The 19,602-nt window shown below is 36.8% G+C and carries 14 protein-coding genes; 5 read left to right on the top strand and 9 right to left on the bottom strand.

Annotation, left to right across the window (positions count from 1 at the left end; all coding sequences use genetic code 11):
• Positions 1-124: 124 nt before the first annotated feature.
• Together AC0IXC_RS18610 and AC0IXC_RS18605 are read right to left on the bottom strand one after the other, a co-directional pair.
• Positions 125-2,881 carry a DEAD/DEAH box helicase gene (locus AC0IXC_RS18610; RefSeq protein ID WP_088040450.1) on the bottom strand — a complete coding sequence of 919 codons (2,757 nt, stop codon included), beginning with the start codon at positions 2,879-2,881 and terminating at the stop codon, positions 125-127.
• Positions 2,865-4,484, bottom strand: coding sequence for an SWIM zinc finger family protein (locus AC0IXC_RS18605; RefSeq protein WP_002129991.1), 1,620 nt, complete (start codon positions 4,482-4,484; stop codon positions 2,865-2,867). The genes AC0IXC_RS18610 and AC0IXC_RS18605 overlap by 17 nt, the downstream gene beginning before the upstream one ends.
• A 158-nt stretch (positions 4,485-4,642) precedes the next feature.
• Between AC0IXC_RS18605 and AC0IXC_RS18600 the strand changes: the two genes are divergently transcribed.
• Genes AC0IXC_RS18600 through AC0IXC_RS18590 form a run of 3 tightly spaced genes read left to right on the top strand, consistent with a single transcriptional unit; the run spans position 4,643 to position 8,083 of the window.
• Positions 4,643-5,131, top strand: coding sequence for a zinc ribbon domain-containing protein (locus AC0IXC_RS18600; protein WP_002034798.1), 489 nt, complete (start codon positions 4,643-4,645; stop codon positions 5,129-5,131).
• 5 nt (positions 5,132-5,136) lie between these two features.
• Positions 5,137-6,690 carry a hypothetical protein gene (locus AC0IXC_RS18595; protein WP_471653131.1) on the top strand — a complete coding sequence of 518 codons (1,554 nt, stop codon included), beginning with the start codon at positions 5,137-5,139 and terminating at the stop codon, positions 6,688-6,690.
• 13 nt (positions 6,691-6,703) lie between these two features.
• Complete coding sequence (locus AC0IXC_RS18590; protein ID WP_471653130.1) at positions 6,704-8,083, top strand: zinc ribbon domain-containing protein; 1,380 nt, start codon at positions 6,704-6,706, stop codon at positions 8,081-8,083.
• Positions 8,084-8,277: 194 nt separating this feature from the next.
• Here the strand turns inward: AC0IXC_RS18590 and AC0IXC_RS18585 are convergent, their stop codons facing one another.
• A complete protein-coding gene (locus AC0IXC_RS18585) occupies positions 8,278-8,580 on the bottom strand; it encodes a DUF3910 family protein (RefSeq protein ID WP_002034795.1) in 303 nt (100 codons plus the stop codon).
• An 81-nt stretch (positions 8,581-8,661) separates the two neighbouring features.
• Positions 8,662-9,540: a cell wall-binding protein EntA gene (locus AC0IXC_RS18580; protein WP_002167369.1), complete on the bottom strand. Its 879-nt coding sequence runs from the start codon at positions 9,538-9,540 to the stop codon at positions 8,662-8,664.
• A gap of 677 nt (positions 9,541-10,217) precedes the next feature.
• On the opposite strand from AC0IXC_RS18580, the gene opuD reads away from it, so the two are divergent.
• Positions 10,218-11,732 carry a glycine betaine transporter OpuD gene (opuD, locus tag AC0IXC_RS18575; RefSeq protein ID WP_002166438.1) on the top strand — a complete coding sequence of 505 codons (1,515 nt, stop codon included), beginning with the start codon at positions 10,218-10,220 and terminating at the stop codon, positions 11,730-11,732.
• Positions 11,733-12,038: 306 nt separating this feature from the next.
• Entirely contained in the window at positions 12,039-12,173 is a 135-nt protein-coding gene (locus AC0IXC_RS18570) for a hypothetical protein (RefSeq protein WP_002068447.1), read from the top strand.
• A gap of 155 nt (positions 12,174-12,328) precedes the next feature.
• Here AC0IXC_RS18570 and AC0IXC_RS18565 read toward each other — a convergent pair whose 3' ends face one another.
• The 5 genes from AC0IXC_RS18565 to AC0IXC_RS18545 all read right to left on the bottom strand — a co-directional run bounded on the left by AC0IXC_RS18565 (position 12,329) and on the right by AC0IXC_RS18545 (position 19,045).
• Entirely contained in the window at positions 12,329-13,630 is a 1,302-nt protein-coding gene (locus AC0IXC_RS18565; protein WP_002129979.1) for a glycosyltransferase family 2 protein, read from the bottom strand.
• The gene (locus AC0IXC_RS18560) at positions 13,627-14,382 is read right to left on the bottom strand and encodes a diguanylate cyclase domain-containing protein (protein WP_012262004.1); all 756 of its coding nucleotides are present in this window, start codon (positions 14,380-14,382) and stop codon (positions 13,627-13,629) included. Before AC0IXC_RS18560 ends, AC0IXC_RS18565 begins: the two co-directional genes overlap by 4 nt.
• A gap of 262 nt (positions 14,383-14,644) precedes the next feature.
• On the bottom strand, positions 14,645-15,856 hold the full coding sequence (locus tag AC0IXC_RS18555) for a NupC/NupG family nucleoside CNT transporter (RefSeq protein WP_002016182.1): 1,212 nt from the start codon (positions 15,854-15,856) through the stop codon (positions 14,645-14,647).
• A gap of 362 nt (positions 15,857-16,218) precedes the next feature.
• Entirely contained in the window at positions 16,219-17,949 is a 1,731-nt protein-coding gene (locus AC0IXC_RS18550) for a C40 family peptidase (RefSeq protein ID WP_471653129.1), read from the bottom strand.
• A 211-nt stretch (positions 17,950-18,160) separates the two neighbouring features.
• Positions 18,161-19,045 (bottom strand): D-amino-acid transaminase, encoded by an 885-nt coding sequence (locus tag AC0IXC_RS18545; RefSeq protein ID WP_002016184.1) that lies wholly within the window; start codon positions 19,043-19,045, stop codon positions 18,161-18,163.
• Positions 19,046-19,602: the final 557 nt, after the last annotated feature.

Raw genomic sequence — 19,602 nt, 5'->3', positions numbered from 1 at the left:
ATCCCGCTATTTGTGGGAATAGAAAGATCCACCTTATCCCGCATTAACTGCCCGTAAAAGCCCGATTGGTGAAGGCTAATAATCAGTGGGGGATGAACAAAACCCCACTGATTAAAGTTTCACTTTATACGCCAAGTAATTCTTTTAGTTCGTCGGTTGATAGTTCGGTCATCCAACTGTCGCTTGTAATGACGGCGTTGTTTAATGATTGTTTTCGTTCTAACATTTCATCAATCTTCTCTTCAAGTGTTCCCGTTGTAATAAGCTTATGAACGTGAACGAAGCGTTTTTGACCGATGCGATAAGCACGGTCTGTTGCTTGGTTTTCTACAGCTGGATTCCACCAACGGTCATAGTGAATAACATGGTTGGCGGCAGTTAAGTTTAATCCTGTTCCGCCGGCCTTTAACGATAAGATGAAGATATCATACGTTCCGTTTTGGAACTGCTCAATCATCTTGTCACGCTCTTTCTTCGGTACGCTCCCGTTTAAGAAGAGGACGCGCTGACCGAATGTTTCTTCTAACATACTTTTTAGCATGTTCCCCATGCCAATGTACTGAGTGAAGATTAAACAACTTTCATTTTGGTCTTTTATATTTTCGATGAGCTCCATTACCGTTTTTGTTTTCATAGAGCGCTCGACGATATTTTGTGGTTCTTCTTCTTTCAAATAAAGGGCTGGGTGATTACAAATTTGTTTTAGCTTGTTCAGCATAAGTAATATAAATCCGCGTCTTTCAATTCCACTTAATCCTTCTACATTTTGTAATGTATCTTGAACAAGTTGTTCATATAAGGAAGCTTGTTCGCCAGTTAGTGGACAATAAGCTTTCTGTTCTTGTTTATCTGGTAAGTTTAATGCGACCGTTTGATCTTTCTTCGTACGACGCAGTAAAAACGGCGAGATAAACCGCTGAACTTGCTGGATTTTTCCTTCATCGCGGTCCTTTTCAATCGGTGTGACGAAGCGGCGCTGGAATTGTCCTAAGCTTCCGAGATACCCATGATTGATAAAGTCGAAAATAGACCAAAGCTCAGCAAGTCGGTTTTCCATCGGTGTACCGGTTAAAGCAATTTTGTGATTTGCTTGTAGGTTTCTTACTGCTTTCGACTGTTTCGTATGTGGGTTTTTTATATTTTGCGCTTCGTCTAAAATAACAGCGTCCCAGCATAAGGTACTAAGTTCTTCTTCATCAAGCTGAGCTAATGCATAAGAAGTTAATATAACATCTGTTGATTGAAGAAAATCTTTAAATGACTCATCCTTAGATCGGTTACTTCCATAGTGTAACTGAACACGTAAGCTTGGTGCGAAACGCTCAAATTCTTTTTGCCAATTTCCAAGGACTGATGTTGGTGCCACAATTAATGCAGGACCTGTTTGGAGATTGTTTTCTTTAGCGTATAGTAAGTAAGTTATCGTTTGAATACTTTTTCCGAGTCCCATATCATCGGCTAATAACGCTCCAAATCCAAGCTTTCGTAAGTATAGTAACCACTCAACACCGTGTTGTTGATACGGGCGGAGTGTTGCTTGTAGCGAAGATGGTACATCTACTTTTGGAATATCTCCAATGTGTAGAAGTTTTTGGAAAAGCTCTTCGTAATATCCATCTAGCTCGATTTCAATATCGGTAAACGGACTATCGTCTTCTACAATTTCTGTTTCTGCCGTATTAGATAAATGTTGCTGCAACACATCTTTCATTTCAAGTCCATATTTATCGGCACGGTGCATTAGTTTTTTTACTTCTTCAATAAAGGCAGGATCAAGTCTCATCCATTGACCATTTAAATTGAAAAGACGTTTGTTTTGTTCAACGAGTTCGAAAAATTCGCTTTCTGATAAATCAATTCCGTCCGTTGAAATGCGCCAGTCGAAATTAACGAGCGTATTCATGCCGAAGAAAGACTGTGTTTGTGCTGTACTTTGCTTCAGCTGTACACGCAACCTCGGTTTTGTTGCTTTTAAATTTTGCCACCATGATGGTAGTAAAATTGTAATACCTGCTGCCAGTAATTCATTACTTGCTTCGGTTAAGAAGTTCCAAGCTTCCGTTTCAAAGAGTTCTTCTCGGAACTTGTCGTCCTCTTTTAACCACGGTACGAGCTTACTGAATCCTTCTTGTGTTTCAAGGATACGTTCTTCGTAATCGTGCCATCGTTTTGGTAAGGAATCGATACTTTCATATACATATATGCGATGTGCACCACGTTTTGGTGTAACGATTGTTTCAAGCTTCCACATTTCAAGTTCTTCTTGCGGTTCTTGTAGTCTTAAGCCGACTGTAAATGGAAGGTCATCTTCAATGTAACCAATTTTTCGAAGCCAATCCTCTTCATGTAGTGCTGCTTCCAATTGCCTTTTCGTAAAGTCGTAATGTTCGTATAGTCTCTTTGCATCTTCCCATCCGTCATTTGAGCGAGCATCTTGCAAAATACTTTCGTTCACAGCGGCAGAGAAAAGAGATGCTAACATGTCATCTTCAATTGAGGTATTCTGAACTTTCCAAGATGGCTGCTGAGACCAATGCTTCATGTCAGGTGCGAAGCTGCCGCTGACGAAAGCGTCCCATAATTCACTTGCGTCCTTTGTAAGTGCCGTAATAGGACCGTTCATTTGCATATTTGCAAATGAATTCATCGGTTTATTTGCGATGTATTCAAATGCCTGTGCATTCGTTAACATAACGCCTTGTTTTCCCTCATACGTTGCTTCTTTTAAAAACGTTCCGTAGAAAGAAGTAGAGTGCCATGCGAATGCATTTTTTTTCCAAGTTGCTACGGATAAGAGAGTACCGCTATCATCTTCTCCCCAAAGGAACCAACCTTGACTAACGTGCTGGAGCCTAATTGTTACTTCAGTTTGTATGATCATCGATTAATTTTCCTCTCCGTAATTCCTCTTGTAGTGCACGCAGACGTGAATGTAAGTTAGCGATATGAATAATGAAAGCATCCCATTCATCAGTTCGCTTCAGTCGTTTATAAAGCATACGTAATTTCTTTAAGTAACGAACGGCACGTTTATATGATTTGCGATTTCGCTCTTCAATTGCTTCCATTGCGGCATGGTGATAAAGAGGAAGTGCTGCTTCGGGCGCTTCTTTTTCAATATCTTTCAATGGTTCTTTCAAAAGTTCGATTACTTCGAATCCATATAAGAGCTGAAGTTCCGTCCATGCATGGTATTGTTTCTTCGCAAGTACATATTGTTCATAATTTGTGAAACTATACGGTAATAGTTCTTGTAAAATCATTTCTAATCCGGCTTGTTCATTCGTATGCGTTGCATATGTCTCATACATCATCACAAATAATCGAACGATATCTTGTATGAAGACGGTATTTTCTTGTTCCGTTATCGTTTCTTTTACTTGTTTATAAGTAAAGGAAAGCCAATCTTTCCCGCGGTCCCACTCCATCGCACTTAATAACTCTTCTAACCAATAGAAGTAAAGGCTCACAACAGAAGAAGGCTGTTTTTCCAGTAATTCCATTGCCGATACATCTTCACCGTTTAAAAAGAGCAGGTGAGAAGATGCTAATGCTTTGGAAAGTGGATTGATTTTAGTATCGATTCGTTTTTTTTCTTCTTGTAGCTGCTCCTCTGTTCTTAACAGTTCACCCCATACGTGACGATAAATGAAGAATCGCTCTTGTGTATAGGCATCGGTAGAGAAGAATGATTCATGTATGAGCCGTGCTGTTTCTTCTAAAATCGGTTTGGATTCTTCTGGAATCGCCTCTGTTTTTAGGTCCCTAACGGTAGATTCAACTTTATCAACGAATAGGCGAACGACGTTAACTGGTTGGTGATAAGAATATAGTTTGTTTGCTTCAAATTCTTGAATTTCTTCTAATAATTTTTGAAAGCAATAAAGTGCCGCGTGCAACTTAAATAATTCATGAATAGCAACGATGCGCGGAGCTTTCCGTTCTAATTTTGTATAGAAGTCTGTAAAAAGACTCATAAGGAAATACATTTGTTTATAAGTGAGCCGCGCTTGTTCTTTTTTAAATGATTCATATTCATTTTCAAAGTATGTTTGCCAACTTTTATAATCCATTTCTTCAAAAGCTGATGATTGCAATACTTGTCGTGCAGTTCGAATAGGAGGAAGAGAAGGTTTTGTATTATTTTTGAATAAAGTTAATACATCTCCTACTTGCCCAAAACTAGAAGCTGCAGATAGTAACACAGCAAGCATATGCTGACATTGCGTTGGCGCGAAGCAATCGCAATAGCTTTCAGTGACATTACGAATCGGAATGTGAACACTATATACACTGCCTTCAGCATTTACAGTTCCGGATAGCGTATAGCCATCAAAGTCAACGTTATAGACAACACCACTACGATATAGTTGCCGAGCTGTAGCGACATGCTCTTGATCAGCAACTTGCTGTGGATCAAGCCCTTGAACGAACTCATTCGCAATCATCATAATTTCATCTTTCGTAATTGAGTCTTGCAGCATAATATTCCTCCGTACACAGATTTCTTTCCTTTACCATTATAAACAAAAAATGCTCAAAACAGAAAAAATGAAATTCTAATTACACAATTAGAAAATCATGGTAATATATATAATGTTAATTTTGTATATTACTATGTAATTAAAAGGAGAGAATTTGTTTGTCAGATTTACAATCGAAGTTTGGTAATGGCATGAATAAGTTGCAAGAGGGAATTGAGCAAGGCAAGATGAAGTTGCAAGTAGCACAGGAAATGGCGCAATTAAAGAAGATTACACAAGAGAAGTTACAAGAAAAAACTGAAATTTTACTTGAACTTGGTCAAACGGTATATATGCAACTTCGTGATGATGAAGTTCGAATAGATTTGTTGAAAGCTATTGTAGCACCAGTGCAAGAGCTTGATGTTGCTATTTATAACACGCGCAGACAAATTTCTAATTTACAGAGACAAGAACAAAAAGGACAGTGTAGTTGCGGTGGTCCATTATCATTAAATGATAAATTTTGCGGGCAGTGCGGTAAAGAAAATGAGTTACTCCTTCAATCAAAAAATATTGAAAAAGAAGCATGTTCTTCATGTGGTGAACAAATTGCAACGGAAGCTACATTCTGTCCAGCATGTGGTATGAAGCAAAGTAAGGAGTGAGGAACATGTATTGTAAAATTTGCGGTTTAGAACAGCCTGAGGCAGTAAACTATTGTACACATGACGGCTCAAGTACGGATAGTATAGATAGCCATGTTATGTTAGTCCCGCAATCTTCGAAGTATTGCCGAACATGTGGACAGGAAAGTAAAGAATATGCTACATATTGTGAGAAATGCGGTGATTCTTTATTAGGAGTCGCCCAAAAAGAATCGAACATGAAATTACCAAATGCAGGAGCGCAATTACATGTAAATGCATCAGGAAGTATGCTGAAAAAAGGATTATTCGGTGGTGCTTTTGCAATTGTATGTATGTTCATTGCAGGCTTCATTGGCAGTTTAATAATAGATTCTGCTATAAATGATGTAGTGGAGACAGCGGTTAGAAATACGGATGGTATGCTGAATATGAATACCATTAATCAATCATTTATTGGTATAGCACCATTAATTTTAATGTGTCATTTAATAGGTATTGAAATTAGCGGGAGCGGGGCATACACGATGTCATTCCTTCTTCATATGCCATTATTCATCTTGGTAACTATTCCGGCACTTATATTAGGTGGAAGTGGATTTTTTGTTGAAAGAAACAAACCTTCAATTAGTTGGCGAGAGAAGTTCATGACATCATGTGTAATTGGCATGATATACGGTATTTTCTTATGTATTGTAAGCTTTATGGCAAGTTCTTCTACATCTATTTCTTATTTCTATCAAACGATGACTATTGATGTTGTATATTCTCATGTTGTTAGTTTATTGTTTGGTATTATATTTGGCCTATTATTCAGCTTTATTGGTATGAGTATTGAAGCAGGACCACATCGTATGCTTTCTTCTACTAGTCAGTTTGTCCCGTATGTAACGTCTATTTATTATAGTATAGTGACTGTTTTGAAAGGACTACTTATTACATTTGGTATTATACTTATTACGATTTTATTTAGTAGTTCAAAATCAATGGGTCCAATTGATTTTCCAGAGAAGGCGTATAAAGTATTACTTTCTTTAGAAGCAACACCTTTCATGTGGAATATGGCCCACCTTTCTCCAACTGAAATTGAGTGGGGAAATATGGAGAGAGAAATGCATAGATATTCAGTCGAAAAAGGGCCACTGCATGTATCGTATATGTCAGGCATATCAATACAGGGTACGTCTTTAAAAGACCTGGAAATCGCTAATGGTGCTAGTGCTGATCGTATAAAAGATATTGATGATTTTAATTCGTATTTACATTGGTGGGGATTATTAATTCTTCTACCATGTCTTCTACTAGTTAGGGCTGGAATGAAATTGGCTCAATATCGTATGCGAAATATGTACGTAACTATAGCAGTGTTTAGTGCTGTTTATACAGTGATGATGCTTTGTATAAATGGATTAGCAAAAATTCATATTACAGCTTCAGGAAGTAAGGAAATTATGAAGGAGTTCGCTGGAATTTCTGGACCGATATTATCTATTCAAAGTAACACGCTATATTTAATAGTAGGTAGTTTTCTTATTTCTTACGTATTAACATTCGCGGGTATGAAATTAGTGAAAAAATAAGGGGGAGAAATACTTGAAGTTTTGTGGAACATGCAATAAACAAGTTGCGGATCATTTGAACTTTTGTCCTGATTGCGGAAGTAAAGTAGAAGAAATTGCTGATCAAACAGCTTCTTCTTACTCAGAAATGCGTAGAGAAACAAAGTCAGTGAAAAGTAAGAAGAACATGTTTTTACTTATAGGTTTTGTCATTGTTTTTGCTATTTTGTTTGGCGCATATAAATTCGGTGCGAGCAAGTTTTCGAAGGAAAAGCAAGTAAATGCAATGATTGAAGCATTCCAAAATAAAGATGTGAATGCAATCGATGAGATTTTGAAAGTAGACGATCCAACCTTAAAGGTTAAGACAGAAGATATTAAGGCGTATATCCGTTATTTAAAAGAGAATCCTTCTTATAATAAAGAACTGTTATCATATTTGCAAAGAGAGACAGTAGATCAAAAGTTAGCAAGTGATAAAGCATCTTTTAAAGATGGGAAAATTATAGAAGACGGGAAAGAATGGTTCTTGTATCCGAAGTATAAGTTCAGCATGAAGTCGTATTACATGAATGTTAGCACAACTGCAAAGAATGCTGAAATATATGTGAATGATAAAAAAGAAACAGAGCTTTCTAGTGATAAAACTTCGAAAGAATTAGGTCCATACTTCCCGGGTGCTTATGTTGTAAAGGCAAAGGCGAAGACGGAACTTGCTGAATTAGAGACAGAAAAAGAAGTGTATTTAGCAGATGAAAAGAATGGGACAGTAGAAGTGAATTTATCACTTGAAGGAAATTATGTAACCATTTCATCTGATGAAAATGATGCAACTGTATTTGTTAATGGCAAGAAACGTGGAAAGTTAAATTACGGAAGTTATAAACTTGGTCCTGTACCAACGGATGAAACGGTAGAAGTACATTTAGAGAAAAACGCTGAATTTGGTGTGATGAAATCTGAAAGTATTAAAGTTGGAGATCAAAGTACATATTACTTAAAGTTCCCAAAAGAAGCTTCTAGTTCAGCGGTTGGAGATTTTGTACAAAATCATATTTATAATAACGTGCGTGCAATTGCATTAAACGATTTTAGTTTAATTGAAAATGATTATGATAAGAGCGGGAAATCGTATAAGGAAGACCGTGATTACTTACAATATCTACACAAAAAAGGAATTACAGAAGATTTATTGACAATGAATATTCGCAATGTAGAACGTCAAAGTGCAACGAAATATAAAGTAACGACATATGAAGAATATCATATTCGTTACGGTGACGGCTCTGTAAAATTCAAGAGCTTTAATAATGACCATATCGTTACTGTTAATGGAAATGGAAAGATATTGTACCATTCTCTTGGAGCGAATAATACGCTGAAATCAGAGGAAGTATCTGGTCCGAATCGTTAATATAAGAAAGAGGCTGTTCAATTTTGAACAGCCTCTTTCTTTAGGTAGCTTGCCGTTATTGTCAATCTTTGTCGGTAAATCGATATTCCATGTTGAACCGTTGATATAATTTTCTCTACTCGTGTTCATGAAGGGAAAGTAAAAAGGATATCACCTAGTTGGAAAATTCTACTAGGTGATATCCTTTTTTGCAATTAGAAGCGGGCTTCCTTTAATATCGCTTGTACATATGGATCATTTAATATTTGCTTTATGAGCGGTAGCATTTCTTGCTCGAATGGAATATCAATAGGGAATGGCTTTTGAGAGCCTGGTTTTATTCCGTATTGTACGAGTTTGTAATGTGTATTTTCTTCAGACTTGAGCACAATTAATTTATAGCGATTGTCATCGTTTGTTAGTGAGAAGTCAATTGCGATTGCATCATATGTTACATCATCTTTATATATGTACGGTTTTGGTGTACCGACCCAGTCTACCTTAGCTTGTAAATTCATGGACGTCACCTCCTTATATGTAATTATATAAAAAATAAAAGCCAGCTCTCAACAAAGAGAACCGGCTTTAGCAGTCATTGGTTATTTTAAAATTTTCACTTTAACAGTTTTGCGTCCCCATTTTTGAGCAGCGCTATCTGATCCAAGTAGGATGTCGATACGGTTACCTTTAATTGCACCGCCAGTATCTCCAGCGATAGCTTCTCCGTAACCTTCTACCCATACTTTAGATCCTAATGGGATTACTTTCGGGTCAACAGCGATCATTTTCATGTTTGGGTTCGCTGTTAAGTCATGACCCATTGCAGTTAATACACGGCCGCCGTATGTGCCACCGTTTTCACTTGGGTGAGCTGTATATGCCGTAGCTACAACTGTTAACTCACGACCACCAGAAGGTGTGCTAGTCTCAGCAGCTTTCACAGCAGGCTTAGCAGCTGGTTTTGCTTGTGCTGCAGGTGCTTGAGCTTTAGCTGGTGCTACAGTTTTAGCAGGAGCAGGTTGTTCTTGTTTCTCGATAACAGGTGCTGTACCTGTTAAGAAAGGAACGTGAACATAAGCTGTTTTCCCGTTATATTCAAATTGTAACCACTCATTTTGTACTTGGTTCGTTGTTTCGATCATATCGTCTTTCTTAAGCGTTCCAAGAATTTCTGAGTTTGTGTTCGCTTCAGCACGTACATTTAATACGTTAGCTGTTACATAGTAAGAGTTCTTTGTAAACTCTGCACTTACGAATGCGTCTTTACCATCTAATTTGATTTGTGACCATCCGTTTTCTGTATTTAGAACATCTAATTTATGACCATTCTGTAATTTACCGACAACTTTTGATTCAGTAGTAGGGTTTTCTCGTACGTTTAGTACGTCTGTTGTTACAACAGTTTCTGCATTAGCAGATGCGGTGAAAATCCCAAGACCAAAAACTGCTGCTGTTGCTATTCCAATTAATTTTTTCATGATAGCCTCCATTGCGTTTGTTTTCGTGTCCTCATTATAGCAACAGATTTTTTCGGATTTTGGGAAAACACACAATTACAAACCATTCGTAATAAGTCGTTAACACTTTGTAATATAGCTAGAATGAGAGGAAAGCGTTTTTCATTCCATATAATTAGTAGGTTTCTAGTTATATTCAAAATATTTAATACAACATATTTTTTTCGGTGTAAATAAAAATGTTACAGGGGTGTTACATAATGATTACTATACAGTTACATTCCTTGAGTATTTTCCCGTTTTATGGGTAATATAGTTATATAAACATAAACATCTCGTTTGTGAAGTTATAAACACGCGCTATATACTAGCAAAAAACCGCATAATTGTTACAAGAAGAAAGGGTTGTAAAGAATAAATCTGCCCTTTTTTAAAACTGTAACACATCCTTTTTTGGGAAAATCTCTTCCCATCCGCATTTTTCTCACACAATTTGACAGTAGTATTCCAATCTTGTAGCTCTTGCAGAGTGGAAAGGTTGTACGGAAGGTAAGGCTGTCCATAAGAACTCTAATTGGTGAAGGCAAACTTGAGAGAGCCGAAAGAAAATCACCACAAAAAACTATGGTTTTCTATCCGATTTAACATATCGGAATTTATGATTTTTACAAGAAATGAAACATACGAAGGGGGATTTGATGAGGAAACTGACGAAAACATTTATTGTCTCATTAACATTATGTATTGCATTTACACTTTGGGGGATTATTCCCGAATCTATTATTGGAAAAGGTAGCTTAGGAAATGTAACGACTGTAATTCAAGCTGCGTTAGTTAGTAAGTTTGGATGGTTCTATATTATTTCCGTTTCTATTTTCTTAGGAATTGCTATTTTCTTAATTGTTTCTAAGTACGGTTCGATTCGTTTAGGTAAAGATGATGATGAACCTGATTATAGTTATATGACATGGTTTGCTATGTTATTTAGTGCCGGTATGGGAATCGGTTTGGTTTTCTGGGGCGTCGCAGAACCGATGAACCATTTATACACACCTCCGTTTGGAGAGAGTGCGACTGAAGAGAGTGCACGCCTTGCACTTCGTTTCTCATTTTTCCATTGGGGATTACATCCGTGGGGATTATATGCACTTGTAGCATTATGTATTGCTTATTTTACATTTAGAAAAGGAAGAGCAAGTACAATTAGTGCGGCGGTCGGTCCGCTATTTAAAGGCGGTGAACATGGCCGTATTGCCCATATGTTTGATGTTCTAGCTGTATTTGCGACAGTATTTGGTGTGGCGACATCATTAGGACTTGGGGCAAAGCAAATTGCGGGTGGTGTTAGTTATTTAACATCCATTCCAAACTCATTATCGACACAGCTAGTAATCATCGGAATTGTAACTGTTCTTTATATGCTATCTGCGCAAACGGGACTCGATAAAGGAATTAAATATTTAAGTAATGCGAATATTATTTTAGCGTTTGCACTTATGATAATTGTATTATTTGCAGGTCCAACAAACTTTATTATGAATTATTTCACTTCAACAATCGGTTCATACATTCAAGAATTGCCGAGTATGAGTTTCCGTTTAAGTCCATTAAATGAAGGCGGAAATCAATGGATTCAGTCATGGACAATTTTCTACTGGGCATGGTGGATTGCATGGTCACCATTCGTAGGTACGTTTATTGCTCGTGTGTCACGCGGGCGTACAATTCGTGAATTTGTTGTTGGTGTGTTACTCGTACCAACAGTAATTGGTGCGCTTTGGTTCTCTGTTTTCGGAGGAACAGGTATTCACATGGAGCTATTTGATGGTGCAAATATATATGGACAAATTAAAGAAATGGGCACAGAAGTAGGATTGTTTGCTATGTTAGACCAAATGGGTAGTATGGGACCGGCTTTATGTGTGTTAGCCATTTTACTTATTTCAACATTCTTTATTACATCGGCAGACTCTGCTACGTTTGTTCTAGCGATGTTAACGACACATGGTAGCTTAAACCCACCAAATCGTATTAAAATGGTTTGGGGTATTGTTCTAGCGGCGTTAGCTTCGATCTTATTGTATGTCGGAGGATTAGAGGCGCTGCAAACTGCGTCGATTATTGCGGCCTTCCCGTTCGTATTTGTTATTTTCTTTATGATTGCAGCACTATTTAAAGAGTTGCAAAAAGAAGGACGTATGAAACAACATTAATAATAGAAGAAAAAAATTCTGTATATATAAATAGTATTAGGACTGCCGACATTCGGCAGTCCTTTTTCACTGTTTTATACTATTGTAGGAAAAGCATTACTTTGTTGCGGAATACTATAGATATCGGTAATTTAAAAAGAAAAATCGATATAGTTCGACATTATCCGATATTTTACACATTATATTCATATTTTTGACAAAAATATGTCGGAAATGTGTTGTTACTTTTATGTATATGTGCTATATTATTTCCTGTAAGCGATTTCAAATAGTTTTAAAGCGCATTCAAGGGGGACAACTAGAATAATGAAACGTTACGAAAGAAAGTGGAAGCATATTTGTTTGAAACGTGTGGCACATCGAAATGCCCAAGAAAGCACGGAACCAAAGACTGAAACTCGTAAAGAGCATCAAGAGAAGCAATTGGTTCTACAAAAATAGCAATCACTTTTTCGTATATAAATGAAGGTCGATCGTTCGTTGGGGGATGGACGTGAAATAACTTTCAGCTAAGGGGTATTGTCTGATATATATAGTATTACGGTAAAAAATAAGCACAGAGCATACGGCGCTCTGTGCTTATTTTTTAATGAAATCTATTTTTCTTTTTTAAATCGTACTGTTTTATCCCAACCAATTACTTGTTTCTTGCTCTTTGCACGTAAGTAAAGAATGAGACTGCGAATAAACAAATACGTAAAGAGCTGTGCGTACGTAAAGTACATAATGACGCTTATGAAAATATTGGTCGGTGTAAAGGTTCGTTCGACGCTCTGAGCACTAAATAATTGAGAAACATATGTAATATATGCGACATACCACATAAATAGTAATGGAATGCTATATTGAATTTGGAATATGCCGAGCAGTCCAATTATAAACCAAACGTTTGAAATGATTAGGAATAGCCAAAATACGACATACACTAAAACTTGTTGTAAGGAATGGACGAGAAGTTTCCCTTTAAAAAAGCTTAATGAAGAAAACATTTTTTCTAAAATGTATAAGTTTCCTTGAAGCCAACGTGTCCGCTGTTTTATAAGAATTTTTAAATGTTCAGGTTCTTGTTCCCATGTAATCGATTCCGGGACGATTGGTAAGAGATAGCCCTTTTGGGTAATTCTTAATGTTAATTCAGCATCCTCTGCAATTGCATAAGGATCATAGCCGCCAAGTTCTTCTAATGCGGAACGACGAAGAAGCATGTTTGTTCCGGTTAGTGAACCTGTTTGGAATAATAGCCAGCGTCCAGATTGCATAAGGAGCTGGAAAATCTGAAATTCTAATGAAATCATTCGTGTAAGCCAGTTTCTTTTCTCATTTACTGTACGAACGTGTCCAACTGCTCCAACGGCATCCTTTGTTGTTTCAGCATGTTCTACGAGCATTCGCAGTGCATGTGGTTCAGGTTGATTATCTGCATCGTAAACACAGAAATATTCACCATCCGAAATGCTAAGGCCGTAGTTTAATACACGCGATTTTCCTTTCGGTTCGCCAGGTGGTACACGAATGTGATGAATATGAGCATAAGCTTTGTCGAAATCATCGCCAATTTCAGGTGTTTCATCTTGAGAGTTATCGTTTAATAAATAAACGTTTAGTTTGCCTGGGTATTCAATCTTTGCCATTGCTTCTAATGTATCTTTAATAACAACCCCTTCATTATGGGCAGGTATTAAAATATCTACACTTGGATAATGTTCTAGCGTACGATCTTTTCGTTTACTATTTCGATGAATTAAGCCTGCGAGTGTTAAGAGAGAGTAGTAAACGAGTAGGCCTGAGAATAGAAAGGCCGTAAAAATAAGTACATATTTGATTGAAAATGTGATGCTAATCCAAAATACGAGTACGCAGAACAGAAGGAATAAAAGGAGTATAACGAGTGTCATCATAATAATGTCTGTCCTTTTGTCGTGATTTGTTCTCGTTTTATTTTAATGTCTTGAATTGCTTCAGCAGCAAGCCATTGCTCCATTTTTGGATGTAGACGGTTCATTACAATGTCAGCACCGGCTTCATTTGTATTTTGTAATAAAATGACTAATGTGTTGCTGTCATATTCAGCAGCAAGGTCAAAGTCAGCTCTGACTGTATCAACTAACAATGAAGCTACACGATCCATGACACTTTCCTTCGTATATTTACTAAAGGAAGTGAAATCAAAGAAAATGATAATGCCTGTTTCATTACGACGATTCATCGCAGTTGTTAATAAAGCTTGTCGTCTTTCGAATTCTTGTCTTGTTAATAATTTTGATTCTCCAATGTATTGCTCAAGCACTCTCACTCGTTCAGTTAACTCTTTATTTTTAAGGATAACCTTTTTTAATAGATGGGTTGAAATATAAACAATGAAGAAGTTAGCTGCCATCAGGAAGTGTGTAATAATATATTCCCATTGATCTGATGTACTCCATAAGTGAAGCCACGCTTGATAAAATAAATAGAATACTGAAATGATTGTTCCCAGTATGAAGAAAATAAATGCTGTTTTATCAGGTAAAAATAGGAATAGTACATTTATGATGACATATATAATTGTAAAAATGAGCGCGTGCTCATATTTCGTCACATGTACAGTAGTAAAATAAAATAAAATTTGTAAAATCCACATAGAGAGGACTTTATAGGACTTATCTTTCACGAAACGTTCCTCCTTAAAGCTAATTCGTGCTGGATATTTGTAGTATGCACAATTATTAAGAAATGGACCATGTAGCTGGAAGTCTTTTTTTAGCGAGCGACATCAGGTAGTATCCCTCTTGTACAAGAAAAAATAAACAGACATACTAATTATTGTAACATAGCGTCTATACATCTATACATAAAGTATTTAATATATATGAAAATTATATTTATGTTATATAAAAAAGCCTCCTCTTTAAAAGAGGAGACTTTACATGAGTTTATAGGAACATCATACCTGCGACTGCTGCGTTTAAGAAGTTCGCTAGTGTACCAGCGATAACTGCTTTAATCCCTAATTGTGCAATTTGTTTACGGCGAGTAGGAGCTAACGTTCCTGTTACACCTAATTGAATTGCGATAGAAGAGAAGTTTGCAAAACCACAGATTGCAAATGTTAAAATCATATTTGTTTTTGCAGAGAATTCTGCCATGTGTGGTCCTAAGTTTGCATATGCAACGAATTCGTTGATTGCAAGTTTTTGACCGATAAAGCTTGCTGCTTGGATAGCTTCACCTGGAGAAACCCCGATTAAGATTGCAAATGGTGATAATAAGTAACCGAAGATTAAATCAAGGCTAAGTTTAATATCGAACCAAGAACCAACCCATCCTAATAAGCCATTTAATAAAGCGATTAATGCAATGAAGGCCATTAGCATTGCAGCTACGTTAATAACAAGCTGTATACCTTCAGATGCACCGCGTGCAGCTGCATCGATAACGTTTGCGTCTTCACGCTCTGTTGAAAGTTGAACATTATTATCTACTTTTTCTGTTTCTGGCATAATTAGTTTTGCAATTAATAAACTTGATGGAGCTGCCATAATTGCAGCTGCTAATAAATGTTCTAACGGAATACCCATTGCTGCATAGCCGACAAGAACTGATCCGGCAACAGCGGTCATACCACTTACCATAATAGTGAAGAATTCACTGTTAGTTAAACGTGCTAAGTATGGTTTAATTAAAATTGGTGCTTCTGTTTGTCCTAAAAATACAGTTGTTACTGCATTTAAGCTTTCTGCCTTAGAAGTTCCAAGAAGTTTACTTAATGCACCACCAACGATACTAACAAATTTCTGCATAATACCTAAGTAATATAAGATTGCAACTAATGAACTAATAAATACAATTGGAAGTAGTGCTTGAATAACGAAAACAAATCCCCAAGGGCCTTTTGCGTTGACTAAATCCCCAGCAACGAACCTAATTCCCTCGTAAGAAAAATTAATTAATCCTTGAACGCCGTCAGCAGCAACTTTTAAGCCTGCTTTTCCAGCATCCCATCGCAATACGATAAATGAAAATGTCATTTGTAATGCTAGCGCGATTAAAATTGTGCGCCAATTAATAGCTTTGCGGTTAGAAGATAGTAAGAAAGCAATTGCTAATACTCCAATCACGCCGCCAATTCCCCATAAAACATTCATGCAGTGTATGCTCCTTCCTCATAGTAAAAAAGTGTATAAACCAGTTGTCTATACTTTTGCGAATATAACATCTTAAGTAACTTATCATAATGGACATCGGAGGTCAAACGTCTAACGAAAAGTTTAAATAAAAAGAAAATTCTTTGAAAAAACACATATAAAATGAATAGACATGAAATAGGTTATGTTTTTTGTGGGAATATATTCATTATGATAACATTTTGGGAAATTTTAATAGAATATAGTGTATGAAATAGAAAAATGAACGCATAATTTTTTCGTAGAGAGAATGAAAGGGAAGTACTATATCGAGTCCTTTAAAAAAAGCCTTCTAGTAAACTAGAAGGCTCTGAAACTATAAATTAAGGTGCTTTCGTATACCCTAAGAAATGGCTTTTCCAATAAGAATTGTTTAATGAAGCGATTGCTACACCTTTATCTCCAGATTGGATGAATGATCCCCCGCCAAGGTAGATACCCATGTGAGAAGGACCTGCTTTATAAGTATTTTGGAAATAAATTAAGTCACCTGGTTGTGGAGTTGAAGTTTTTGATAAGCTGCTCCAATATCCAGCAACACTTTGGCGGCTAATGTTATGACCAAATTTCTTAAATACGTGGTAGATGTAACCACTGCAGTCAACACCATTAGCAGAAGTACCGCCCCAAACATATGGTACGCCTTGCATAGATTTCGCGTATGCAAGTAGAGAAGAACTGTCACCGCTATTATTATTGTTATTGTTGTTATTATTTTGATTTTGATTGTTATTTTGGTTGTCGTTAGGCTTATTATCTACTGCGCCACCAACTGGTGTTTTAGATAGGAAACGTGTTCCGATGTAACCAGTTTGACCGTTGTAGTTAATTTTGCTCCATCCAGAGTTTTCAGAGATTACTTGAACCTTCTGTCCTTGTGGAAGTGCGCCTATGATTCTATAATTTGTACCTTCGCCGCTACGTACATTTAGTGCAGAAGCATTAATGTAGTAGTCACCAATTGCACCTTGTTCAGGTTGTTTCGGTTGCTCAGGAGTAGCAGTGCCACCTTTGACGAATTTTACAAATTCGCTACTAACATAGCCTGTTTTTCCTTGGTAGTTTACTTTAAACCAGCCGTTTTCAGATCCGACTACGTTTAATGTTGTGCCATTTAACACGCCGCCAATTACACTATGGTAAGCAGCAGGGCCTGTACGAACACGTAGAGATGTTGCGTTAACAACGTAAGTACCACCAGTTTGAATAGTTCCATTATTATTTTGCTCTTGGTTGTTACCTTGATTGACGTTTTCGTTAGAACCGCCTTTTGTTACGTAGTCCTTGCTTAAGTAAGCTGTTTGTCCTGCGTAATTGATTTTGAACCAATCTTGAACTTCGCCTACAACTTGTACTACTTGTCCTTGTTTAACAGAACCTACAGTTGGATGAGAAGTGCTAGGACCTGTACGAACGCGAAGGGAAGATACATTTACTGTATAGTTTCCACTTGCTGGTTGAACAGTTGCTTCATTGTTACTATTGTTGTTATTGCTTGTAGAGCCAGTATTTGAAGAAGCGCCTGATACAAATTGGCTACTAACATAACCAGTTTGTCCGTTATGGTTGATTTTCACCCAACCATTTTCTTCTCCAATTACGTTTAAAGTTTGTCCTTCATATACACGTCCTGAAACAGAACTAGAAGTGTTAGGAGCTGTACGTACACGTAATACATCAGCAGTAACTTTATTTTTTCCACCTGTGCTTACATTGTTATTCGTTGCTCCGTTTTTTGATACAAACTCGCCACTAACAAAACCAGTTTGTCCATTAACGTTAATTTTGAACCAACCATTTTCTTCTCCAATTACGTTTAATGATTGACCATTATAAACGCGAGAGATGACGTCGTGAGAAGTACTTGATCCTGCACGAACGTGTAGTACGCTAGCATTCACCGTATATGATGAATTGTTTGATGCGGAAGCTTGGACAGTTTGTGTAGCAGCTTTTTGTGTATTTTGTTCAGGGGCAGCTTGAACACTATCAAGTGTAGGGGCTGCTCCTCCTGCTACAGACACTGCCGCAAGACCGGCAAGGTATTTTTTCATAATTTGTCGATTCCTTTCTGTCTGTAATGTAGTGAAGAAATATTTACCAACTGTTAAAAATTCTAAAGAGCATGTCGATTACTGTCAAGACTTATGTGGTAATCTGAATATGACAAAAAGGTTACAAAAAAAAAATCAAGGTATAAATCTGCACCTTGATTTCCATTTAAATACATATATTTGATGTGGAAAATGAGAAGATTATTCGTATTTAGGAAGATGTGCTGTTGGATTTTAAAAGGCTTTGAGAAAATGACCTTTGCAGTAATTTGGTGATAGGGCCAACTTGACCATCTTGAATCGCAGTTCCATCGAGATGGGTCATCGGTAAAATTTCAATAGTCGTTCCCGTAAAGAAGCATTCATCTGCTTGATAAACATCGCGAACGCTGAAAAGCTCTTCCTTTACAGGAAGTTGAAGAGTGTTAGCTAAAGAAAGGACGTACTGACGAATAATGCCGTTTAAAATAAGGTGATTGGCTGGATGCGTATACAGTGTTCCGTTTTTTATAAGAAAGAAGTTAGAGTGGCTACCTTCAGTTACAATACCATTTCGTACGAGAAGTGCTTCTTTACAACCTTTGCGTTCAGCTTTCGTATAAGCTAATACATTTGGTAATAAATTTAACGATTTAATATCACAGCGGAGCCAGCGTGTATCAGGTTCTGATATAGCACGTACACCGTATTCAATCCATAAAGATGGTCTTTCTTTTTTTGAAATATAAGCATAGATTGTCGGAGATATGTCATATGAAAATGCATGTGCTCGAGCTTGTACACCACGAGATACTTGTAAGTAAATTGTTCCGTCTTCGTGGAAATTATTGTTTTCAATTAATTTGTAGAGTAAGATGATGAGTTCGGCTTTTGAGAAAGGAAGTGATAATTCTATTTCTTCAAGGGATCGATATAATCTTGTTAAATGTGGGTCTAATAAGTGAAAGTTTCCGTTATAAAGGCGAATAACTTCATAGACGCCATCACCAAATTGTAAACCTCTTTCTTCAAGTTCTATGTACGCGCGATGTTTTGTTGTATCAATAACTGCATCATTCCATAGTACAAATCTTTCGTATGCCAATTTTCGTCCCATCCTTTCGTTAGTACATGAATAAAAATCACTATAGTAATTTTTATGTAAGCAATTCTCTACATATGACGTATATGTATTTGTAAATCACAGAGAAGTAGTGGTGATTTATACTGCATTAACTGCCCGTAAACGCCCGATTGGTGAGGGCTAATAATCAGTGGGAGATGAACAAAACACCCACTGATTAAAGTTTCACTTTATAGCATTTTGTATATACAAATTCGGAAATGAGAAATAAGAATCCTGCTTTTTGAAAAAAAAAAGCAACATTCGTATGGAATGCTGCACAAGGAGGGTAGCTATCATTCATAGGGACATCGTCTTTACAGGTTTCATTTATGCAAACAAAACACTTGGAAAGACAATTATAAGAAAGTTGAAAACAAATGATGCACACATTTCTCTAAGGGATCTTATTGAAGATGAGAGATAAGAAATATGTGGAACCTTGTTTACATATTTTATTATAAAGATGTTTCGTTAATGTGGTGTAAATATTAGGTGAAGGTTATGTAATTTTAAAGTTAATGAATAGGAGAGGAAGGATAGCAGAAAAT

This window comes from Bacillus sp. AC266, assembly GCF_979253805.1.
This window is presented reverse-complemented; position numbering and strand designations above follow the sequence as displayed.

What these genes read in the sequence shown, in the direction of transcription:
- AC0IXC_RS18610 (WP_088040450.1), bottom strand. Translation starts at nt 2,881, where the DNA reads ATGATCATACAAACTGAAGTAACAATTAGGCTCCAGCACGTTAGTCAA.
- AC0IXC_RS18605 (WP_002129991.1), bottom strand. Translation starts at nt 4,484, where the DNA reads ATGCTGCAAGACTCAATTACGAAAGATGAAATTATGATGATTGCGAAT.
- AC0IXC_RS18595 (WP_471653131.1), top strand. Translation starts at nt 5,137, where the DNA reads ATGTATTGTAAAATTTGCGGTTTAGAACAGCCTGAGGCAGTAAACTAT.
- AC0IXC_RS18585 (WP_002034795.1), bottom strand. Translation starts at nt 8,580, where the DNA reads ATGAATTTACAAGCTAAGGTAGACTGGGTCGGTACACCAAAACCGTAC.
- AC0IXC_RS18580 (WP_002167369.1), bottom strand. Translation starts at nt 9,540, where the DNA reads ATGAAAAAATTAATTGGAATAGCAACAGCAGCAGTTTTTGGTCTTGGG.
- opuD (WP_002166438.1), top strand. Translation starts at nt 10,218, where the DNA reads ATGAGGAAACTGACGAAAACATTTATTGTCTCATTAACATTATGTATT.
- AC0IXC_RS18570 (WP_002068447.1), top strand. Translation starts at nt 12,039, where the DNA reads ATGAAACGTTACGAAAGAAAGTGGAAGCATATTTGTTTGAAACGTGTG.
- AC0IXC_RS18565 (WP_002129979.1), bottom strand. Translation starts at nt 13,630, where the DNA reads ATGATGACACTCGTTATACTCCTTTTATTCCTTCTGTTCTGCGTACTC.
- AC0IXC_RS18555 (WP_002016182.1), bottom strand. Translation starts at nt 15,856, where the DNA reads ATGAATGTTTTATGGGGAATTGGCGGCGTGATTGGAGTATTAGCAATT.
- AC0IXC_RS18550 (WP_471653129.1), bottom strand. Translation starts at nt 17,949, where the DNA reads ATGAAAAAATACCTTGCCGGTCTTGCGGCAGTGTCTGTAGCAGGAGGA.
- AC0IXC_RS18545 (WP_002016184.1), bottom strand. Translation starts at nt 19,045, where the DNA reads ATGGGACGAAAATTGGCATACGAAAGATTTGTACTATGGAATGATGCA.